Annotated in this window: 22 protein-coding genes; 14 read left to right on the top strand and 8 right to left on the bottom strand. The window is 65.3% G+C overall.

Annotated elements, in window-relative coordinates; genetic code table 11:
- The first annotated feature begins 9 nt into the window (after positions 1 to 9).
- From ACBR42_RS02995 to ACBR42_RS02960, 8 genes are all read left to right on the top strand, one after another.
- Positions 10 to 456 (top strand): DNA polymerase III subunit chi, encoded by a 447-nt coding sequence (locus tag ACBR42_RS02995; protein ID WP_371207245.1) that lies wholly within the window; start codon positions 10 to 12, stop codon positions 454 to 456.
- A gap of 55 nt (positions 457 to 511) precedes the next feature.
- A complete protein-coding gene (locus ACBR42_RS02990; protein WP_371207244.1) occupies positions 512 to 1,363 on the top strand; it encodes an aldo/keto reductase in 852 nt (283 codons plus the stop codon).
- Between the two features lie 120 nt (positions 1,364 to 1,483).
- Positions 1,484 to 3,175, top strand: coding sequence for a hypothetical protein (locus ACBR42_RS02985; RefSeq protein WP_371207243.1), 1,692 nt, complete (start codon positions 1,484 to 1,486; stop codon positions 3,173 to 3,175).
- A 6-nt stretch (positions 3,176 to 3,181) separates the two neighbouring features.
- Positions 3,182 to 4,150 (top strand): hypothetical protein, encoded by a 969-nt coding sequence (locus tag ACBR42_RS02980; RefSeq protein WP_371207242.1) that lies wholly within the window; start codon positions 3,182 to 3,184, stop codon positions 4,148 to 4,150.
- Between the two features lie 2 nt (positions 4,151 to 4,152).
- A complete protein-coding gene (locus tag ACBR42_RS02975) occupies positions 4,153 to 4,698 on the top strand; it encodes a hypothetical protein (RefSeq protein WP_371207241.1) in 546 nt (181 codons plus the stop codon).
- The gene (locus ACBR42_RS02970) at positions 4,695 to 5,756 is read left to right on the top strand and encodes a hypothetical protein (RefSeq protein WP_371207240.1); all 1,062 of its coding nucleotides are present in this window, start codon (positions 4,695 to 4,697) and stop codon (positions 5,754 to 5,756) included. The genes ACBR42_RS02975 and ACBR42_RS02970 overlap by 4 nt, the downstream gene beginning before the upstream one ends.
- Positions 5,753 to 7,240 carry an NADH-quinone oxidoreductase gene (locus tag ACBR42_RS02965; RefSeq protein WP_371207239.1) on the top strand — a complete coding sequence of 496 codons (1,488 nt, stop codon included), beginning with the start codon at positions 5,753 to 5,755 and terminating at the stop codon, positions 7,238 to 7,240. Before ACBR42_RS02970 ends, ACBR42_RS02965 begins: the two co-directional genes overlap by 4 nt.
- A gap of 11 nt (positions 7,241 to 7,251) precedes the next feature.
- Positions 7,252 to 7,704, top strand: coding sequence for an NADH-quinone oxidoreductase subunit B family protein (locus ACBR42_RS02960; protein WP_110546471.1), 453 nt, complete (start codon positions 7,252 to 7,254; stop codon positions 7,702 to 7,704).
- A gap of 52 nt (positions 7,705 to 7,756) precedes the next feature.
- On the opposite strand, the gene ACBR42_RS02955 is transcribed toward ACBR42_RS02960, so the two are convergent.
- From ACBR42_RS02955 to ACBR42_RS02945, 3 genes are read right to left on the bottom strand one after another with little or no spacing between them, the layout of a single operon-like run.
- A complete protein-coding gene (locus tag ACBR42_RS02955; protein WP_174234105.1) occupies positions 7,757 to 8,626 on the bottom strand; it encodes a phosphatidylcholine/phosphatidylserine synthase in 870 nt (289 codons plus the stop codon).
- 6 nt (positions 8,627 to 8,632) lie between these two features.
- Positions 8,633 to 9,361, bottom strand: a complete 729-nt coding sequence (locus tag ACBR42_RS02950) for a phosphatidylserine decarboxylase (RefSeq protein ID WP_257997491.1) — start codon at positions 9,359 to 9,361, stop codon at positions 8,633 to 8,635.
- Positions 9,345 to 10,097: a methyltransferase domain-containing protein gene (locus tag ACBR42_RS02945; protein ID WP_110546744.1), complete on the bottom strand. Its 753-nt coding sequence runs from the start codon at positions 10,095 to 10,097 to the stop codon at positions 9,345 to 9,347. The genes ACBR42_RS02950 and ACBR42_RS02945 overlap by 17 nt, the downstream gene beginning before the upstream one ends.
- Positions 10,098 to 10,192: 95 nt before the next feature.
- On the opposite strand from ACBR42_RS02945, the gene gloB reads away from it, so the two are divergent.
- Both gloB and phaR read left to right on the top strand, forming a co-directional pair.
- Positions 10,193 to 10,924: a hydroxyacylglutathione hydrolase gene (gene gloB / locus ACBR42_RS02940; protein ID WP_371207238.1), complete on the top strand. Its 732-nt coding sequence runs from the start codon at positions 10,193 to 10,195 to the stop codon at positions 10,922 to 10,924.
- Positions 10,925 to 11,248: 324 nt separating this feature from the next.
- A complete protein-coding gene (gene phaR / locus ACBR42_RS02935; RefSeq protein ID WP_102323239.1) occupies positions 11,249 to 11,785 on the top strand; it encodes a polyhydroxyalkanoate synthesis repressor PhaR in 537 nt (178 codons plus the stop codon).
- A gap of 24 nt (positions 11,786 to 11,809) precedes the next feature.
- On the opposite strand, the gene ACBR42_RS02930 is transcribed toward phaR, so the two are convergent.
- The 5 genes from ACBR42_RS02930 to ACBR42_RS02910 form a co-directional block, all read right to left on the bottom strand.
- Positions 11,810 to 12,541: a lysophospholipid acyltransferase family protein gene (locus ACBR42_RS02930; protein WP_371207237.1), complete on the bottom strand. Its 732-nt coding sequence runs from the start codon at positions 12,539 to 12,541 to the stop codon at positions 11,810 to 11,812.
- 77 nt (positions 12,542 to 12,618) lie between these two features.
- Positions 12,619 to 13,299, bottom strand: coding sequence for a YdcF family protein (locus ACBR42_RS02925; RefSeq protein WP_371207236.1), 681 nt, complete (start codon positions 13,297 to 13,299; stop codon positions 12,619 to 12,621).
- Positions 13,278 to 14,225, bottom strand: coding sequence for an ABC transporter permease (locus ACBR42_RS02920; RefSeq protein ID WP_110546460.1), 948 nt, complete (start codon positions 14,223 to 14,225; stop codon positions 13,278 to 13,280). The genes ACBR42_RS02925 and ACBR42_RS02920 overlap by 22 nt, the downstream gene beginning before the upstream one ends.
- Entirely contained in the window at positions 14,225 to 14,896 is a 672-nt protein-coding gene (locus ACBR42_RS02915) for a cell division ATP-binding protein FtsE (protein WP_110546456.1), read from the bottom strand. Before ACBR42_RS02915 ends, ACBR42_RS02920 begins: the two co-directional genes overlap by 1 nt.
- A gap of 21 nt (positions 14,897 to 14,917) precedes the next feature.
- Positions 14,918 to 15,325, bottom strand: a complete 408-nt coding sequence (locus ACBR42_RS02910) for a hypothetical protein (RefSeq protein WP_102323244.1) — start codon at positions 15,323 to 15,325, stop codon at positions 14,918 to 14,920.
- A gap of 134 nt (positions 15,326 to 15,459) precedes the next feature.
- Between ACBR42_RS02910 and ACBR42_RS02905 the strand changes: the two genes are divergently transcribed.
- The 4 genes from ACBR42_RS02905 to ACBR42_RS02890 are packed head-to-tail and all read left to right on the top strand — an operon-like array spanning position 15,460 to position 19,630.
- Positions 15,460 to 16,041 carry a chemotaxis protein CheW gene (locus ACBR42_RS02905; protein ID WP_371207235.1) on the top strand — a complete coding sequence of 194 codons (582 nt, stop codon included), beginning with the start codon at positions 15,460 to 15,462 and terminating at the stop codon, positions 16,039 to 16,041.
- Entirely contained in the window at positions 16,038 to 17,405 is a 1,368-nt protein-coding gene (locus tag ACBR42_RS02900) for a CheR family methyltransferase (RefSeq protein WP_371207233.1), read from the top strand. The genes ACBR42_RS02905 and ACBR42_RS02900 overlap by 4 nt, the downstream gene beginning before the upstream one ends.
- Positions 17,402 to 17,941: a chemotaxis protein CheW gene (locus ACBR42_RS02895; protein WP_371207232.1), complete on the top strand. Its 540-nt coding sequence runs from the start codon at positions 17,402 to 17,404 to the stop codon at positions 17,939 to 17,941. Before ACBR42_RS02900 ends, ACBR42_RS02895 begins: the two co-directional genes overlap by 4 nt.
- A gap of 6 nt (positions 17,942 to 17,947) precedes the next feature.
- Positions 17,948 to 19,630: a methyl-accepting chemotaxis protein gene (locus ACBR42_RS02890; protein ID WP_102323246.1), complete on the top strand. Its 1,683-nt coding sequence runs from the start codon at positions 17,948 to 17,950 to the stop codon at positions 19,628 to 19,630.
- The last annotated feature ends 1 nt before the right edge of the window (position 19,631 follow it).

Below are 19,631 nucleotides of genomic sequence, written 5' to 3'. Positions count from 1 at the left end.
GGGAACTCCATGGCGCAGATCGGCTTCTATCACCTGACGCGTTCAAGGGCGGTGGAGGTGCTGCCCGCGTTGCTGGGCCGCACGCTCGATGCCCGGCGGCGCGCGGTGATCCGCTGCGCCTCGACCGAACGGGTGCAGGAACTCGACGATGGCCTGTGGCGGGCGACCGACCCGCTATGGCTGCCCCATGGCACGCAGGCGCTGGGCCATGGTCCCTGGCAGCCCATCTGGCTGACTGATGGTGCCGATGTGCCCAACGGGGCCACGTTCCTGTTCCTGCTGGACGGGGTGGAGGTTACGGACCTTTCCCCGTTCGAGCGGGTGTTCGACCTGTTCGACGGCCATGACGAAACCGCTGTCGCCGCCGCGCGGCGCCGCTGGGTCGCGGGGCGCGATGGGGGACATGATCTGAGCTACTGGCAACAGCAGCCCAGAGGCTGGACGCGCCGTAAATAGTCACTGCCGCACGGCCCGATGGTGCGGGGTGACGTGATGAAAGGCAGGTTCTGTAATGAAGACGGTTACTTTCCCCGATGGTCGCGTGGTGCCCGCTCTTGGCATGGGCACATGGAACATGGGGGACAGCGACAGCCGCCGCGCTGACGAGATACGCAGCATCCGCGCGGGTGTGGAAGCCGGTATCCGCGTGGTGGACACGGCGGAAATGTATGGTTCGGGCCGTTCCGAAAAACTGGTGGGTGAGGCGATCCGTGGCCTGCGGGACGAGGTTTTCCTTGTCAGCAAGGTCCTGCCGTCCAATGCCTCGCGCAAGGGGGTGCGGCGTGCCTGTGCCGCCTCCCTTGAACGGCTGGGCACGGACTGTCTGGATCTGTACCTGCTGCATTGGGAAGGGAGCGAACCGCTGGAGGAGACCATCGCCGGTTTTAACGATCTGGTCGAAGCCGGGATGATCCATAGTTGGGGCGTGTCCAACTTCGATACGGACGCCATGCGCGAAGTCAAAAGCGTCCATAGCGCCACGCCGTGCGCCGCCAATCAGGTGCTTTACAGTCTGGATTACCGTGGCCCGGAATTCGATCTGCTGGAATACGACCGCAAGGCCGGGATCGTGACCATGGCCTATTCCCCGCTGGGCCAGGGGGGCGATCTGCTGCGTGCGCCGGTGCTCAGGCGCGTGGCGCAGCGCCATGAAACATCGCTTGGTCCCGCATCCCCCGCGCAGATCGCGCTGGCCTGGGTGCTGCGGGATGAAAACGTACTGGCCATCCCCAAGGCTGGCAGCCTGCGCCACCAGCACGAAAACATCGCGGCGCAGGAGATCATCTTGACGCGCGATGATCTGGCGGAGATTGATGAAGCCATCGCGCCGCCGCGCCGCAAGGAGCCGCTGGCCATGATCTGACCCGCCCGTTTCGGGGCGTTTCAAGGGGACGCCACCATTCCTGTTCTGCTTGTTGCACTCCTGCTGCCGGTCGGGCTGGCTTCGGTCCTTCTGGCCTGCTGGTCACGGCAGGCGGACGGGATGGTTCCCTTCATCCGGGCGGGGTGGGCGGCAGTCTGTCTGCTGGCTCTCCTTGTCTGTCTGGGTGTGGCGCTGCCGGGTGGGGTTGCGCCGGGATCTGGCTTTTTCGCAGGCACCGGATCGGTCGCCCTGCTTGTGCCGCTGGCCGTGGCGGGGATGGTGGCCTGTGGTCGGTATGACCTTGCCGCCTGCGCCGGGGCGGCACTTGCGATAACAGGCGGCCCCGTGCCGTCGTGCATCGGGGCGGGATGGGTGCTGTGGGTATGCGATAACAGCCCGCATGCCCCACCACAGCGGGTACAGCATGCACCCGACAGGGTTGCCCTGCTGCTTCTGGCGGCGGGGACGGCATGGGCCGGTCGAATGGACTTCCTGCTGCCCGGCCTGTGCTGGATCGGCACGAGGGGACTGCTCGGCCTTTCTTTTTCCCCGCGTGTAGCGGCCCGCGCGATACGTCCTTTTCACATGATGGACATGGCGGCCCTGATCGCGGGCATGGCGCTGTGGCTGCATCTGCCTGCCGGGGGCATGGTGGCGGATACGCGCTGGGGCGGCATGCTGATCGTTGCGGGGTGCCTGCTGTATGGCACGGCTTCGTGGCGGGCGCTGTGCGCAGGCGACGGGCGCAGGGTTCTCGCGGGGCTTCTTGGCGGGACCGGGGCGCTGGTCATTGTCATTGCGGGTCTTACGCGTCTGGCGCAGGCTGATGACCTGCCTGCCATGACGGCCTGTGCCAGCCGGACATTCATGCTGGTCGCGGGCATGATGCTGACATGGGCGTTCATGGCGCGGGTCGTCACTGTTATGGAGCGGGAGGCGGGGCCGCTCATACTGCTCCGTCTGGGGGGGGTGGGCGTACTCATGCCCCGTCTTTCGCTGCTGTGCGCCATCGGCCTGCTGGCGGAAAGCGGCCTGCCGCCCCTTATCGGTTTTTCCGTTGTCTGGATGCTGTTGCGCCTGCTGGCAGCCATGCCGCATGGCGGCGGCCTGGCCGGGACCATACCGCTGCTGCTGGCCCTTCTGGCACTCGGGGTGGGGTGGGCTGTCCGCATGCTCGCCCTTGTCCGTATGGTTGCGGTCATGCTGTGCGGGCGTCCCCGTACGCCGCGCTGCGCGGGCGCAAGTGATCCGCGCGGGCGTGCGTTGTGGCCGGTCGTGCTGGCGGTGCTGCCGGTCATTGTGGTTTCCATCTGGCCCGAATACTGGCTGGGACTGATGGAAGGCGCTGGCCATCCGGCGCATGGATCGGAATGGCCCGTTCTGGCGGAGGTCGGGCTGCTGTCGCCAGATGGGGCCGCCATCCTTCATCCGGGGCGGTTATGCCTGCTTGTGGCCGCTGGGGGCGGGTGTGTAGCGGTATTGCGGCGTCTTGCCGTCCCCCGTCCGGCGCGGCAGGTGGCGGGCTGGCAGCAGGGCGCTCCCGCCGTGCCGCCATGGATGGTCTTTGGTGATCCGCTGACACAGGCAGGGCCGGGTACTCCAGCCCGTATCGTGCTGGACATGATGACGGGGCTGACACGGCGGCGGGCGTATATGTACGATTACGCGCGATTGCGGCGGCGCATCCGGCAGACGGTGTGCGAGGGCAGGCGGCGTCTGTCGGGACCGTGGCGTGAAAGTGCAGTTTATGGGCCGGTGATGATGGTCGCCCTGTGTATGGGTGGGCTGATATTTATTGCGTGGCATGGATAGGCGGCGGTGACGCTCTCCCTTGTTCTGCTGGCACGGATGCAGTCACTGCTGCTGCTGGCCTGTCATACGGTGCTGGTCGTGGTGACGGTGCCGTTATGGATCGGCCTGCTGCGCTGGATGATGGCGACCATGGATGGCGCACGCAGCCTGCCGGACCCTGCATCCTACTGGCGGCTGTTACGCCGGGCATGGCGGCAGCCGGGTGTGCGTTCGGCTGCCGGGGCGCAGATTACGGCGGTTGCGCCGTGGGTGGCGCTGGCGGCGGGGCTGGGGGCGGCCCTGCTCGTGCCTTCCTTTACCCTTGGCATGCCCGGTGGGGACCTGTCCGATCTGCTGGCTGTCGGTGGCCTGCTGGAAATGGGGTTTCTGGCGCTGGTGGTCGTATCCCTTGCTGCCGGACTGGCCCGACCGGGACAGGCGGGGCTGCGCACGGCGGTAAGAGGGATCATGGTCCAGCCCGTGCTGCTGCTTGCCTGTGCCGTGCTGGGCATGTGTCTGCCCGATGGCACGCTGGCCGGTCTGGTACGGCAGGCGCATGTGGCGGACATGAACATCATCCGCGTGCCGCTGGCGCTGGTTGCCGGTGCGCTGCTGCTGGTGGGGGTGACGGAGAGCAGCGGCCCGGATTCCGGCCCGTTTACCATCATGGTGGAGGATCTTGCAGGCCCCGACCGCGCCGTTGCCCAATATGCGCGGGATCTGCTGGTGGTTGTATGGATGATGCTTGCGCGTGATCTGGTCTGGCCGGAAAGTGTCATGGAGCCGGACATTCTGCCCCGCTCATGGCTGGTGGTGTCCATCGCTGCGGCGGTGGGGCTGTGGATGCTGCATATGCTGGTGGCCTGTGGCTGTGTGGCGGCCATGCAGGTCTTTATCGTATCGGGCAGGCGGCAGGCGGCGCGACGCGGAGGGCTGGCGCTGTTATGTGCCCTTATGGCGGGGGTACTGCTTTTCGCCGGACGGGGGATGGGCTGAACGTGCTGGTACTGCTGCTGGGCATGCTTGTGATCCTGTCTGTTTCCGGGGGGGCGGGTGGTGGTGGCGCGCTGTTGTGGCATGCCGCGCTTACGGCTGCGTGCATCTGCTTTTCATGCTGGGTGCGGGGACAGGGCGGCATGGTCGTGCCGCTGGCGCTGGTTGCCGCCGGTCTGGTTGGCGTGCTGGCCATCCAGATGCGGCAGGCCCCCGCCGTTCCCGATGGGCGGGGTGGTATCCGCCTGGCGGGTGGGCTTGTATGCGTTGCGGTGCTGGCGCAGGTGATCGTGTCCGAAGGGGCCGCGGACATGATGGCACGGCTTATGGGACTGGTCGGTCTGTCCGCCATTGTATGCGGGGTCTGGGCAGCGTGTGTGACACGCGGGGTGGTGGCCCTGTGCGCGGGGCTGGCCTGTGCCGTGGATGGCATGATGCTGCTGGGCGCGCAGGCAGACAGTATCCCGGTCATCATTGAGGCATTGGTGGTCGCTGCCGGCCTGAACTGGGTCATGGCCGATCTTTTCCGTGATGGTGGGGGGCCGCCATGACATCGGGGCTTTATATCGCCCTGCTGGCCGGATGGATGGCGCTGGCCACGACTGCCCTGCTGGGGGCGGGTGCTTCACCGCCCCTGCGGCGTCTGCTGGCTGTGCTTTTTCTTGGGTTATGCGCGGGCGTTGGCGGCGTGATCGCGCCCGATCCGCCACGCGCGATCATGGTGTTATGTCCGGCGCTGGCATTGTGCATTCATGTTTTCCGGCATGATGCGTCGGGTGCCGTGACGCCTTTCGTTACGTCGGGCAATGCGGCGCTAGCCCTTGCTTTCGGGCGGTGCGACCTGTTGTGGGTGTTTGTCGGGGCTTCATTGATTCTGCGACTGGCCGTGGCTCATGGGATCCGGGGGCTGGATCGTCAGGGGCAGCACCTGCTGCGTAGCGTGCTGGGTGGACTGATGATGGCGCAGGGGGGCCTGTTCGTGTTGCAGGCGGCATGGGGGCCGCTACAGGATCAGGCGGGCGCGGTTCTGCTGGTGGGTGGGCTGCTCATGGCCTGTGGTTTCCTGTCTCGGTCGGGGACAGGGAGAACAGGGTGGAATGTGGATGCCCTCGCGGTACTGCCTGTGCTGGCGCAGGCAGCCGTTTCATGGCCCGTATTACAGCCGGTGCTGACATTCATGGGGTTGACCGGCCTGCTGTGGAATTGCCTGCCGCAACCGGGCAGGACATCAGTTACGCCGGACTGGACGGCATGGGCGGTGCTGGCCGCTGGCTTGCCGGGCGCGGCATCCTCCATTCCCCTTGCAGCCAGCATGCTTGCACTGGCCTGCCTGCTTCCCGATGATTCGTCACCACAGATTGAGGCGGAAAGGCGCGGCACCATGCTGTTCTGGCCACCATTCCTGCCGGGTATGGCGCTGGTTCTTGTACTGGTGGCGGAAATGGGTCATGTCGTGTGGGTCGCCGTACTGGCGGGGATATCTTTATGGCCCATGTTTGCGCGGCAGGGATCGTCAGTTCCGGTCCGGCGGGCGGAGGTGCCCTTCCTGCTGCTGATGGGGTGTGTGGTACTGGGCATGGTGGTGCGTCAGGGCATGATCCAGCCGTGAACGGGGATGATGCAGCAGCCCTGATCCGTACGGGTGGGCGCACTACCTGTGCCGCACGTTTCGTGCTGACACCCGACCGGTGGTTGGATATGGCCCATGCCCTGTCCCGCACAACCATGCCGCTACTGGGGTTGTGGGCGGATGGCGTGCAGGTGCATGCCCTGTTCATGGATGGGGAAGTGCTGCTGATCGCGAGCGTGGCGGTGACGGATGGACGTTATCAGGCCCTGTCTCCCATGCGGGCCGGGGCGGCGGCGCATGAACGCATTATCCATGATCTTTGGGGAATCGCGGCCATGGGAAGCCATGATGACGCCCCCTGGCTGGATCAGGGACGCTGGCCCGTTACATGGCCCCTGCGCGATCGTCCGCCGCCTGCTTCTGTCGCGCCGGATGGGGTGGAGTTTACCGATGACATTGCCCTGCAACAGGCCGGGGGTGTCGTGCTGGGCTATGGACCGGCGGATGGAGGCTTTGATTCGCCCTTTCACCTCCGCCTCGGCATGCCGGGGGAACGTATCACGCAGGTTACGACCCGCATGGGATATGCCCATCGAGGATTGTGCGCGCGTATGCGGGGACTTGCGCCAGCACAGGCGGCGCAACTGGCCGCCCGGATTGATGCGACGGCGACCATGGCCCATCAACTGGCTTTTTTCCGTGCCCTTGCCGCAGCCACCGGGACTGCGATGGACGGGATCAGTGCTGCGGGCGTCGTGCTGGGGGAAGTGGAACGTATCGCTACCCATCTGGACTGTCTGATGCAGGCGGCCGAGCGGGTGGGGGATGTGCGTTTCGCCAGTCTTGCCGGGGAATTGCTGGAATATGTGCGTGAGACCTGTCGGGCGCAGTATGGCCGCCGCCTGCTGCTTGACCGGCTGCTGCCGGGCGGGGCGGTTCCCCCGCACGATCTGTCCCCGGCAGCGGAAATGATACGGGCGTTACAGACCGGCCGTGCGGAATTGCGGCGGCTTTTCCACCGTCCGCGTGGGCTCGCGACGCAGGGGCGTGATCTTGGCATCCTGTCAGCCGATCATGCCCGGCGGTGGGGGATCATGGGATGCGTGGGGCAGGCCAGCGGTATCGAATACGAACCACGTCCTTCCCTGTCTGGCTATCGGACACATCGGGTCGGTGATGTGGCGGAGGGCAGGGGCGATGTTACCGCCCGGCTTGCCATCCGCCTGCATGAAATCGGGTTGGGCGTGCAGCGCCTGTCCGCAGCCCATGAAACCGTCATGCCCGCATCCATTCCATCATTCAGTGATGGAACGGGCGAAGGCATAGGCCATGCGGAGGGACCGAGCGGGCCGGTCTGGCACTGGGTCCGTCTGGAAGGGGGGCGGATTGCCGCATGGTGGTGTGGCGATCCATCGCTGGCGCGGATACAGGCGCTGCCTGACATCCTGCGGGGTGCCACATATGATGATGTGGGACTGATCGTGACCTCCCTCGGCCTGTCAGCAGCCGGGGCGGATCTGTAGGGGGGACGGAAATGGCATACCTGCATCTGTTCGGTCCCGACGGGGTGGCGGTGCCACGTCTGGTGACACTGGATATTTTCCATATGGAAACGGGGGGCTGTACCGGTTGCGCGATGGAACTGCGCAGTCTGTCGCGGGCGCTGGTCGCGGCACGTGCCGCCATCCGTTTTGTGCCCACCCCCCGGCAGGCCGCCCTGCTGCTGGTAACGGGCAGTCTTACGGTCAGTATGGCTCCGGTCGTGGAGCAGGCATGGCAGGCCATGCCCGGTCCCCGCAGCCTTGCCGCCGTGGGTGACTGTGCGGTGGATGGGGGCCTGTTTCCGCCGAATTATGCCGTGCTGGGTGGCGTGGCGCGGCATGCCCATACCAGCCTGCTGCTGCCGGGCTGTCCGCCATCGCCCGCTGAAATACTGCGCGCTCTTGTAGACTGGCATACGTCAGGAGAACAGGCGGGGACCGTATAGCGGTTTCTTACGGTCCGTCTGTCTTATCGTATCCGCAGGGCGGCAGCCCTGTTCAGGCTGGCGTTGATGGTGCCGGTTCGTCGCTTTCCTGCAGGGCATCGGCTTCACGGCGCAGGCGGTGGAAGCTCATGCGGCTCATCGGTAGCAGCAGGATGTAGATGATGCCCGCCGCAGCCAGCGCACCCCATGGTTCGGCCACCAGAATGGCGGCATAGGCCCCCGTGCCCAGCATGGTGGGCAGGATCATGGGCGATGGGACCTTGAAATTCTTGAAGGACCATACCGGCAGGGTGGAAACCAGAAGGAACGCCGTGCCGCTTAACGTCAGTGCAGGCAGCAGCGGATCACGGGTGAAATTGTACAGCCAGTCCCAGTGCAGGTGCTGTGCTTCCAGCCCCAGGAAAAGCGGGAACAGCGCAAGGCCCGCGCCAGCGGGGGCAGGCACGCCGGTAAAGAAATTGCTGGCGTATTTCGGCTTGTCGGCGTCGTCATCCAGACTGGCGTTGAACCGTGCCAGCCGCAGCGCCATGCACACCGTGAACATGATGCACGGGATGTAGCCAAACCGCCCCCCTTCATGCAGCGCCCATAGGTAGAGCACGAACGCGGGGGCCACGCCAAAACACAGGAAATCGGACAGGCTGTCGAACTCGGCCCCGAAGCGGCTGGTCCCCCGCAGCAGGCGGGCGATGCGCCCGTCCAGCCCGTCGATGCACGCGGCGATCAGCAGGGCGGCGGCAGCGTTGCCGAAACGGCCTTCAAGCCCGAATCGCATGCCCGTCAGGCCCGCGCACAGGCCCAGCATCGTCAGCAGGTTGGGGATCATCCGGTTGAATGAAAGCCCCCGCACGCGTGGGCGCGGATGGGGGCGTTTCTTCAACCGTCGGATGCGGCGTGCAGGCTGGTTGGAAGGCGCGGCCATGCCGGGTCAGAGCCGCGCCATTACGGTTTCGCCACCAATCATCGTCTGCCCGACTTCCACAAGCGGGGTCACATCGGCGGGCAGGTACAGGTCGGTGCGGGAGCCGAAGCGGATCAGGCCGAACCGCTCGCCGGTTTCATACTGCATGCCTTCTTCCGCATCACACAGGATACGGCGTGCGATCAGCCCCGCGATCTGCACCACCGCAACCTGCCGCCCGTCATTGAGCGTCAGGCGTAGGGCGTTGCGTTCATTGAGTTCCGATGCCTTGTCGAGGCTGGCGTTCAGGAACTGCCCCGCATGGTAGGAAATGCGCGTCACCGTGCCCGCGACCGGCATGCGGTTCACATGCACATCCAGAACCGACAGGAACGTGGCAATGCGCCATACCGGGGTGTCACCCATCTCCAGTTCCGGCGGCGGGGCCACTTTTTCGATCGAGACGATATGCCCGTCCGCCGGGGCGACGGCCACGTTCGGCTCGGCCGGGGTGACGCGCTCGGGGTCGCGGAAGAAATACAGGCAGAAGCCAAAGAACAGCCCGCTGGCCGTGCCCAGCCATTTCGTGGCCCGGAACGGCAGCAGCCGACCGATGACAGCCCCCGCCCCGGAGGCGAGAAGGAAGGGACGCGCGGCCGGGTGCGGCGGGGCGATCACGAGCTTGAGGGATTGAATCAGCGACATGGGACCATGTTCATGAAGATTCCGGTAAAATTGGTCAAGTATTCTGCGCATCACCGGGCGGCGGGCGCGATGTGGGAAGCCGGGAAAAGACACCCGCCGCCCGCCCCATAAGCCCCGCGGGCACAAGGCTTAAGGGGCGGGCGGGAATACCTGCGTAGATGTCCTTTACGGCTTCTATCATGCACACCCCGCCCAGACGGGGAAACAGGTTGCGGCCCGTCCATTCGATCATGCGCGCGGGTGCTGCCGGGCACGGACCGGCAGGGGGGATATACAGCGCGTCTTCATGACGCTCCGCACGGAAGCAGGCGTCCCCCAGCCATCGGCTGATCTGGCGGCGCGAAAATGGTGTGCCCTGCCCGAAGGGGGAGTTATCCGCATGCGCCCACAACCCTGCCCGGTTGGGGACAACCAGCAGCAGCCTGCCGTCATCCTTGAGTATCTTCCATACCTGCCGCAGCAGGCTGCCCTTGTCCTCGCTGACTTCCAGCGCGTGGATCAGCACGATACGGTCGAATTTCAGGTCATCAAACGGCAGGTGCGTGCCATTGGCGATGCAGTCCCGTCCATGCCACGGTGGCGCATCGCGCGTTACATGCGTGTCCAGCCTGGCGGAAATGCACGGGGTTTCCGCCCCGTCCCATAACGGGAGGAAGGGCAGGGCGTAGCCAAGGCCAAGCGTATGCCCGAACGGCTTTTCAGGCCAGAAGGCAGCCATGCGCTGCGCCAGCAGGCGTGCGGTCACCCGCCCCCGGCGGGACGCATAGAAGCTTGCGGCGATGTGCATGTTGGATGGCATTGGTACACACTAGCACACAAGGCGGTCGGGACCATCATCCATGGCCCGGGGCCCATCATGTAGCGCAGGCGTGGAGGACAGACATGACACGGCACCTTTCCATCAAGGCGATTCCCATTCTGTCGGATAATTATGCGTGGTTCGTGCATGACGGCGCGACCGGGGCGGCTGGCATGATAGATCCGGCGGAAGAAGCGCCGCTGGTCGCCGCCATTGACGCGGCGGGCGGCAGGCTGGACATGATTTTCCTGACCCATCACCATGCCGACCATATCGCCGCCGCCGCTGCCCTGCGCCAGCGTTATGGCGCGCGGATCGTGGGGGCGGCAGCGGATGCCCGCCGTCTGCCCGCCCTTGATGTCGCGGTGAAGGACGGCGATGTCGTCACGCTGGGGCAGGCGCAGGCGCAGGTCATCGCGACGCCTGGCCATACATCGGGGGAGGTATCGTATTACTTTCCCGCCGGTCCCGCCCTGTTCTGCGGCGATACGCTGTTCAGCATGGGCTGTGGGCGACTGTTTGAGGGCACGCCTGCGGATATGTTCACAAGCCTTCAGCGTATCGCCACCCTGCCGGACGATACGCTGATATGCTGTGGCCACGAATACACGCAGTCAAACGCGCGTTTCGCCCTGCATGTCGATCCCGACAACGTGGCCGTGCAGGCACGCGCGCAACAGGTGGCCGACCTGCGTCGCAGGGGGCTTGCGACCGTGCCGGTACAGCTTGGGGTGGAACGGGCGACCAACCCCTTCCTGCGTGCCGCGGATGTGCCGACCCTTGCACGATTGCGAAAAGAGAAGGATAATTTCTGAAATAATATGTCACGATCAGGTTTTGCATTGAAACAGTCCCCTGCTGGTCTGTTCGTGCCTGTCATGTCGTGATGGGAAAAATGGCCCTGCCGGGCGGGCGGGGGCAGCATGATACCCGGTGCTGATCGTATCGGATCGCGTGGCACGCGTTGGCAGGGCGCTGCAATCCTGTGCGGGCCGTCTGTTAAAGTGTTTCAGGCTGCATGGTCCGCCCCTGTATTATGGGATACAGTAAGGCCGGTTTCCCTGTGGCACCCATTGCATGAAGCCGGTGTCACGGCCAATCGGGCGGCAGGCGCCTGTTTCACGCGGAAAGGAAGGCATTTGTCGGTATCTCCCGCTCCGGTCGTAATCAAGAAATATGCAAATCGGCGGCTGTACGATACCGAGCTTTCTGCATATATTACGCTTGAGAACCTTATGGATATGGTCAAGCAGGACCGGGGGTTTGTCATTCTCGACGCCCGGACCGGCGATGACATAACGCGCGGCGTTCTGGCACAGGTCATGCTGGAGGAGGAAACGCGTGGTCGCGCCATGCTGCCCGTGGCGTTCCTGCGGCAGCTCATACGCTGCTATGGCCATAGCCGGCAGGGCGAGGTTTCCGATTATCTGGAACGCATGATGGGCGAATTCATGGACCAGCAACCGCCGGGCGGCACGGTGGATGGGCTGGGACAGGAAAATGCCGCCGTCGTGCGACAGGCGATGTCGCTGTTTACATCGCTTTACGCGGTGGAGCGGACCGGTAACCGCACGGTGGAAAACCTGCTGCAGGAAATCATGGACCTGCGCCAGCAGGTTGAAACCCTTCAGACCCGGCTGGATAACGGGACCGATCGCGCGGGCACATCCGACTGACCCTGTCGGAAGGTGTTCGTGTAATCAGGGCGTCGTATCCGGTGCGGGACGCGGCAGGGCATGGTCCGCGCACAGTTCCCGCCATGCCGCGCCAATGGCGGGCAGAAGCTGCGCGCGACGCAGGCCATCGGGCAGCGGCGCACCAATGACGATGTGGATCGTGCCCGGCTGTTTGACCAGCGCATTGGGCCCCCAGTGCAGTCCCGCATCGGTAGCGACGGGAATGACCGGCACGCGGGTATGGCCGGACAGGGCGGCGATTCCGGGCTGAAGGGAAATCGGCGCGCCGGGCGGCCTGCGCGTGCCTTCGGGGAAGATGATGATCTGGCGATTGTCGCTTACGGCCCGATCCGCCTCGGCCAGCAGGGCGCGCAGGGCCCTGGCCTTGCCATCGCGGTCAACGGGGATCATGCCGCTCAGCCGCAGCATGGGACCGACCAGTGGAATGCGCTCCAGTTCCCGTTTCATCACATAGGTCGGGCGCGGCACCAGATTCATCCATACCAGCGTGTCAAACATGGACTGGTGCTGGCATGCCAGCAGGCACGGACCGGCGGGCAGGTTCTCCCTGCCGCTGACCTGTATGTCGATATTGCAGATACGGCACAGCCCGCGCAGGGTCAGCGCCGTCCACAGCTTGGCATAGGCAAGCGCGCGTCCCGGTGCGACCAGCCGGATGGGAAAGGCCATGATCCCCATCACGATGGTCAGCAGTATGAAATACAGGTTGAATGCAAACGCGCGCAGTACGGTCATCACAAACGGGTCCATCAGTGCGGAAGGCGGCTACCCTAACACCAGAAAACCGCCCGCAGGACAAGCCATCCGCCCTGTCAGCCCATATGGGGGCCGATGCCGGGGCGGGTATCGCCATGGTTGAACAGGGTATGCACCGGACGGGTCAGTCGCGCCATGTCCAGACAGGCCAGCAGCCATTTATCATATTCCAGCACCATAAGCCGCAGCGTGGCGGGGTGCAGCAGGTGACGCAGTGCGGGGGATCGGATCGGGTAGGCGTGGAGTCGGACATCGGGCGCGGTGCGCGAAATCTCCAGCATGGCGCGGCGGATATGATAGCCCGCCGTGACGACGATCAGACTGTGAATGTCATGGTCACGCACCCACGCCGCCGTTTCATCCGCATTGCCCAGCGTGGATGTGGCGCGGCGGCCCAGCGTGGTACGTGACCACAGCCGCAGCGGCACGGGTTGCGGCTGGTGGCGCAGGAAATCCCCTAGTGTCGCATGCAGGTCCACGCCCGAAATAAGCAGCCTGTCGGCATCGCCCTGAGCCAGCAGGCGCAGGGATTCCTCGATCCGGCCCTGTCCACCCGTCAGCGCCACAATCCCGTCCGAATGCGGTGGCGGGGCAGGGGCGCGCATCGCGTCATGGATGAACCACCCCAGTCCGCTGACCCATGCGATGATGGCCACCAGCAGGCCGGTCCCGATCACCCTGTGACGAAGCCGGGTGCGTACGCGCAGGCGCGATTTCATGGCAGGCGACGCAGCCACGCCCGGACCGTCAGTTGCGTCGTGATCCATCCCGTAAGCCCGGCCGCGGGGGGCAGGGCCAGCAACATCCATAACAGCGCATGCGGCAGCAGATCGAGCAGCATGCGCGGATTGCGCCACTCCATGCCCATGGTGGGCAGGGTATCGGTCGTGGCGGTGAAGGGCGCTGCGAGATGGGACATGGCCAGCAGCATAGGCAGGGCAAGGACACCCCCGCATAACCCGCCGCCAAGGGCCAGCAGCCCCACACGGCTGGAAAACCGGCCGGATATGTACCCATCGGTCGCACCCAGCGAATGGATCAGCGCAATGGCCTGTCGCCGGGTCTGAAGCCCCGCGCGGGTGGCGGCCATGACCACGCATACCGCAACCGTCATGACAATCAGCACCGCCAGCAGCGCACAGGCCTGAAGACTGCCCGCCAGGGCTGCAAGCCTGTCACTCCATACGCTGTCATGCTCCACCATGGTTCCCGGCGCGCTGGCCTGCAACCGCGCCAGCAGGGCATTGTCGGGGTTGCGTGTGGGGGCGATATGGACCTCGATCACGGCGGGAAGCGGCAGGCTGCCATCACCGGTCTGTTCGATCCATGGGGCCAGCAGCGCGCGCAGTTCCGCATCCGTCAGGCGGTGGGCGGCGGTAATGGCGGGCGTGGTGGCAAGGATGTCCTGCACGGCGTGGATGCGCGTCGCGGCGGGGGAAGCGCCCCCGGCATTCGCGGCCGCAGGGTCATCGGGGTTTGGTACCTGTACGGTCGTGACCGCGCCCGCGCCATGCGTCCAGCGTTGCGACAGGGCATGGGCCGCGATGCCGCCCGCCAGCGCAAGGGCCGCAAGAAATGTCATGGCCCCGACAAGGAAGGGCAGGAAACGCCCCGGCAGCGCCTGATGCAGGGCCAGTCCGTCATGGTAGCGCTGCCGGGCCATTAGCGGTAATCCCGCACCAGATGACCATGCGCCAGTTCGATGGCGGGGGCAGGGTATTTGCGCACGATGGAATCGTTATGGGTCGCAACCACGATGGTGGTGCCCAGTTCCGCCAGACGGTGGAACATCGCAAGCAGGCGCGCGGCCTGACGGTCGTCAAGCGCGTTGGTCGGTTCATCCGCCACCAGAAGGGCAGGGCGGTAGATCACCGCGCGCGCGATCGCCACGCGCTGCTGCTCTCCGCCCGAAAGCTGCGGCGGCAGGGCGTCCAGCCGGGTTTCCAGCCCCACCCATTTCATGATGGCATGTACCTCGTGGCTGATTTCGGCTTCCGCGCGGTGCTGCAGCCGCAGCGGCAGGGCCACATTGTCAAATACGTTCAGGTCGGGCAGCAGGCGGAAATCCTGATACACGGCGCCAATGCGCCGCCGTAGCCGCGCAAGCGCACCGCGTCGCGCCTGCATGACGGGCACGCCCAGTATTTCCACCATGCCCGCACTGGCCTGCGCCTCCAGCGCCAGAATGGACAGAAGGGACGATTTTCCCGCCCCCGATGGCCCCAGCAGCCAGCGGAATTCACCCTGCGGCACATCCAGGCTGATATGCGACAGCGCGGCTTGCGCCGTGCGGCTGCCACCATAGGCGTAACTGACATCGTGCAGGCGGAACATGGGGATGTGTCCCTGATGGGCTTACATGGTACGCGCGGCGATGGTCGACAATGTGGCGCACAGGGCGGCGGCGGCCATGAGCAGCAGCCCGTCGAATACCAGCGATGACGGTGTAAGCAGGTGCGATCCGAACTCCACATGGTCGGGAATGGAATGCGCCACGCGCGCGATCATGTCGCGGGTCTGCGGGTCGCCACCCGCGGCGCTGCTGACGATGCCCACGATATGGGGCAGCGCGCTCCATCCAATGCCAAGGATCAGGACAAGCGGGGCCACCAGTTCGGATACCTGCTGCACCAGATAGAACAGGAAGTAGAAAACGGACCACACCGCGACCCGCACGATACGCGCCACGCCCCACCCTTTTCCGCTACCGGTTTCGGGTGGCAGCGCACGGTCCTGGGAACGGTTGGAAAAGGAACTGTCCATCAAAACAAGACTCCGGCCACGGGGCAGCTTCCCCGGATTGTAGGAAACGCATTCCTGACCGAGGTAGCGACGGCTTGTATTAAATGCAAACTTCTGCCTTGTGCATATGGGAAACAGCAGGTTGCGGCACCGGCATGGATCACGCCAGAACACATAACGGCAGCGGGCAGGAACATGCCCGCGCCAATGCAGCGCCCGTCATGATCTTTCGGTTGGGCGCGCGGCAGTATGGGCTGCCTGCGGGGCTGGTGGTGCGTGAATGCATGCCGGTACCCGAACTGCTGCCCATGGCAGTCATGCCGCCGCATGTATCGGGCTGGTTCCGGCTGGGGGCGGCAATGGTCGTGGTGCTGGATCTGGGCGTCCTGCTGGGGGAGCGGACGCAGGCGCTCAGCCAGCCGGTGGACCTGCTCTACCGTCCGCTGCTTCTGTGCAGCCTGCCCGGTGGCGGGCAGGTGGCGCTGCTGGTGGACATGGCGTGCGATGTCGCGCACCCTGCAACCGTGTCGCCCGGCATGTTGGACGGCGGCCCGCAGGGCGCACATGCCACGGGGCAGGAACTGGAACTGAAGGATGGCAGTATTGCATTTATGCTGCATATGTCCGACATCCTGAGCCGGGATGAGCGCATGCGCCTTGATGACCTGATGGAACGCACGCGTGCCCGCGCCGCATTATGGGCGGCTGACGAAGGGGAAGGGGAATGCAGGCCATGACCGGATCGGTGGCCTTTCCGCCTGCGGGTTTCCGGCGGCTGGTCAGTGCCGTGACCCAGCGCACCGGGCTGCATTACTACGTGGACAAGACCGACCTGCTGAAACAGGCGGTGGGCGCGCGTATGCTTCTGCATGGCTGTGCCACGTGTCATGACTATCTCGCGCTCCTGTCCGATGGTGCGCGCGGGGATGCCGAATGGCAGGAACTGGAATCCGCCATCACGATCGGGGAAACATTCTTCTTCCGTTATGCCGAGCAGTTTCAGGCGCTTGAACATACCATCCTGCCGCAACTGATCCGCAGGGCTGCCGCAACCCGCCATCTGCGGATATGGAGTGTCGGCTGCTCCAACGGGGCGGAACCCTATTCCATCGCCATCCTGCTGACCCGCCTTCTGGAAGAAGCGGGGATGGAGCCATGCGACTGGCATATCGAGATCCTTGGCACCGACATAAGCAGCCGTGCGCTGGAACAGGCCCGGCAGGCGGAATTCAGTGCATGGACCCTGCGCGACATTCCCCCCGCCCGGCGTCAGGGCTGGTTTACCCCCGTAACCCCGCGCACATGGCGACTGCATGAGCGTTACCGCCGCATGGTCCGCTTCCGCTACAGCAACATCCTTGACCTGCTGCAGCCCGATTGCGGGCCTGCCGGTCCCTTCGATCTGATCCTGTGCCGCAATGTGCTGATCTATTTTGAACAGGCGCAGGTGGCGGCCCTGATAAAAGCCATGGCCGGTCGGCTTGCGCCCGAAGGCTGGCTTCTGCAGGGGCATTCCGAACCGCTATGCGATTTCGCGCCGCTTCTCGAAACCGTGCGCCTGCCCGGCACGCTGGCTTTCCGCGTGCCGCCAGCGTGTGAACCAGCCCCGATGCCGCCAGCGCCTCCCGCCGTCCCCCGGCGCAGGCCGGTGCACGACGCGCCGCCCGCACAAAGCGTGGACAGCGCCGGCATCGCCGCCGAGATCAGGCGTGTGGCCGATAGCGGCCATGTCCGGCGCGGCATGCAGATGTGCCGTGACTATCTGGCGCGCAATCCCGTCGATGCCAGCATTCACTTCCTGTTCGCCGTGCTGGCATGGGGCGAAGGTTCCTGCCTGCAGGCCGAGGAATCGTTCCGCCGGGTCATCTATCTGTGCCGCACCCATGTCATGGCGCATTGCTACCTCGCCCGCCTGCTGGAAGAAGCCGGTGGGCGGGCGCAGGCGCGCAGGCTGCGCGAGCAGATGATCGCACTGGTGCGCCGCTGCCCGCCCGACACGATCCTGCCCGATGGGGGCGGGCTGACCGCGGGCGGCCTGCTCCGGCTGGCGCAGCAGGTCGGTGACATGCCGGTGGCGCGGGATGCGCGGGTCTCCTCATGATGGGGAATGACGGGGAGACGCAGCCCATCGGCCGGGACGATTTTGCCCGCCGCGTCATGCATGCCCGCGCGCGCAGCATGGCGGCGCGGGGCGGGGATGACCGGCATGCCATGACGGCCCGCCCGCTTGTCATGCTTGATCTGGCGGGGCAGGCGTGCGGGGTGGACCTGCATGCCGTGCTGCGCGTGACCGACCCGGTATGGAGCGATATGCCCCGCCGCCCGGACTGCCCCCCCGGCGTGCGGGGCGTGCATGGTTATCAGGGTGATCTGTATACCGTGTTCGACCTGTCGGTGCTGCTGGGTGGGGCGCGGCTGGAAAAGCCGGGCGTGATGCTGCTGCTGCGCTCGGTTTCCAGTATCCCGCTCGGTCGCATCGCCCTTCTGGCCACATCGGCGGCCGGTACGGTGGACGTGGCCGGAACGCCCGCGCCGCTGACCCCGTCCGGCTTTCCGCAGGTTGGCCTGCCCGACGGGCGCAGCCTGACGGTCATCGACCCCGCGCGCCTGTTTTCTTCCCGTTATGTCGGAGTGTGAAATCCCGTGACAATCGCCAATCGCCTGCTGTTCGGCTTCATGGTCGGTGTCCTGCTGCTGGTATCGCTGGGTATCTACGCGCTGGGGCAGATCCGGGAGGTGCGCGATGAAATGACCATCATCGTCACGCGCGACCTGTCGGTCTATCGTGAACTGACCCATATCCGTGCGAACGAAAACGATCTTGTCGCCCGGCGTCTCGCCATTCTGGCGCATTATTACGCGCGTGATTTCCAGACCGCGCCTGCCGTGCTGGAAGATGCCATTGCAAGCTGGGACGAAAAGGCGCGCGAGGAAGAAGGGCTGCTGGCAGGCGTGCTGTCACGCGCGGAAGAGGCCGGACGCCTTGCCCGCAGCGATGACCAGCGCGAGATGTTCAATACCGTAGCCAGCCAGCTACGTGATATTTCCAGCCAGTTCCAGATGGATACCCATGGCGCGGGGCTGCTGTTCCAGGCCATGCGGGCGACGAATGATGACAGCGTGCGCGAGCAGGCATCGCGCATCGACAGCCGCGAACAGTCGATCGACATGCTGGTCGGGCGGGCGGCGTCCCTGCTGGATCACGGGGTGCAGGTGGCGGAAACGCAGGGGGCGGCATCCTATGATTACAGCCGCCGTTCGCTTGCCATTGGCATGGGGGTCGCGGTTGTGGTGGCGCTGATCGTCACCTTCTGGACCCGCCGGTCGATCATGGAGCCGATATCATCCATCATGCATGTAATGGAACGTGTGGGGCAGGGCGACCTTGCCACCCGCGCCAAGGTTGGCGGCATGGGCGAGGAACGTGACGAGGTCGCGCGCCTTGCGGCGGGACTGAACCGGATGATCGACGGGCTGCGCGAAATCGCCCGGCAGAGCGGGGAAGTCACCCAGAACCTTGATGCCGCCGTGGCGGAGATCCGTGCATCCACCCAGCAGCAGGCCGCGAGTGTGGAAGAACAGTTCGCCGCCGTGCAGGAAACCGCCGCAACCGTGGATGAGATCACCCATTCCGGCGCCCAGATCAGCAAGCGCGCGCGGGAAGTGATTTCCTCGGCGGAGGTGATCGTCCACAGTTCCGCCAGCGGTCTGGAAGCGGTGGAGGAAACCGCCCGCGCCATGGCCCATACCCATGACGGGGCCGAAGCGGTGGCGTCGAACATCGTGGCGCTGTCCGAACGCACCGAGGCGATCAGTGAGATCATCGCCACCGTCAATGACCTGTCGGAGCGTTCGCACCTGCTCGCACTCAATGCCGCGATCGAGGCGGCTGCGGCGGGCGAGCATGGCCGCTCCTTCGCCGTGGTGGCGGCCGAGATGAAGATCCTCGCCGACCAGTCGCGCGATGCAACGCAGAACGTGCGCGCCATACTGGGCGACATCCAGCGCGGCATCAACACATCGGTCATGCTGACGGAAGAAGCGGTCAAGCGCGTCTCGGCGGGCAAGGAGCGGACCGACATCGCCTACCGCACCATCGAGCGCATGACCGGCGGGATCGAGGAAGGGGTCCACGCCTTCCAGCAGATCGTGGCGTCAACCAACCAGCAGCAGATCGGTATCGAGCAGGTCATGACCGCGCTGCAGAGCATCCGTCAGGCCAGCCAGCAGACATCGGCGGGCACCCGTAATCTGGAAGTGTCGGCCAGCAACCTTGGCAAGCTGTCCAAGCAGCTCCTGACCATTTCCGCGCGCTACCGGACCTGAC

The organism is Komagataeibacter sp. SM21 (assembly GCF_041402665.1).
Taxonomy (GTDB): Bacteria; Pseudomonadota; Alphaproteobacteria; order Acetobacterales; family Acetobacteraceae; genus Komagataeibacter; species Komagataeibacter saccharivorans.
This window is presented reverse-complemented; position numbering and strand designations above follow the sequence as displayed.

Bases quoted from the DNA above. Each gene is read 5' to 3' on its own strand.
- ACBR42_RS02995 (WP_371207245.1), top strand. From the start codon at position 10: ATGGCGCAGATCGGCTTCTATCACCTGACGCGTTCAAGGGCGGTGGAG.
- ACBR42_RS02990 (WP_371207244.1), top strand. From the start codon at position 512: ATGAAGACGGTTACTTTCCCCGATGGTCGCGTGGTGCCCGCTCTTGGC.
- ACBR42_RS02985 (WP_371207243.1), top strand. From the start codon at position 1,484: ATGGTTCCCTTCATCCGGGCGGGGTGGGCGGCAGTCTGTCTGCTGGCT.
- ACBR42_RS02970 (WP_371207240.1), top strand. From the start codon at position 4,695: ATGACATCGGGGCTTTATATCGCCCTGCTGGCCGGATGGATGGCGCTG.
- ACBR42_RS02960 (WP_110546471.1), top strand. From the start codon at position 7,252: ATGGCATACCTGCATCTGTTCGGTCCCGACGGGGTGGCGGTGCCACGT.
- ACBR42_RS02955 (WP_174234105.1), bottom strand. From the start codon at position 8,626: ATGGCCGCGCCTTCCAACCAGCCTGCACGCCGCATCCGACGGTTGAAG.
- ACBR42_RS02950 (WP_257997491.1), bottom strand. From the start codon at position 9,361: ATGCGCAGAATACTTGACCAATTTTACCGGAATCTTCATGAACATGGT.
- ACBR42_RS02945 (WP_110546744.1), bottom strand. From the start codon at position 10,097: ATGCACATCGCCGCAAGCTTCTATGCGTCCCGCCGGGGGCGGGTGACC.
- gloB (WP_371207238.1), top strand. From the start codon at position 10,193: ATGACACGGCACCTTTCCATCAAGGCGATTCCCATTCTGTCGGATAAT.
- ACBR42_RS02930 (WP_371207237.1), bottom strand. From the start codon at position 12,541: ATGACCGTACTGCGCGCGTTTGCATTCAACCTGTATTTCATACTGCTG.
- ACBR42_RS02920 (WP_110546460.1), bottom strand. From the start codon at position 14,225: ATGGCCCGGCAGCGCTACCATGACGGACTGGCCCTGCATCAGGCGCTG.
- ACBR42_RS02915 (WP_110546456.1), bottom strand. From the start codon at position 14,896: ATGTTCCGCCTGCACGATGTCAGTTACGCCTATGGTGGCAGCCGCACG.
- ACBR42_RS02910 (WP_102323244.1), bottom strand. From the start codon at position 15,325: ATGGACAGTTCCTTTTCCAACCGTTCCCAGGACCGTGCGCTGCCACCC.
- ACBR42_RS02905 (WP_371207235.1), top strand. From the start codon at position 15,460: ATGGATCACGCCAGAACACATAACGGCAGCGGGCAGGAACATGCCCGC.
- ACBR42_RS02900 (WP_371207233.1), top strand. From the start codon at position 16,038: ATGACCGGATCGGTGGCCTTTCCGCCTGCGGGTTTCCGGCGGCTGGTC.
- ACBR42_RS02895 (WP_371207232.1), top strand. From the start codon at position 17,402: ATGATGGGGAATGACGGGGAGACGCAGCCCATCGGCCGGGACGATTTT.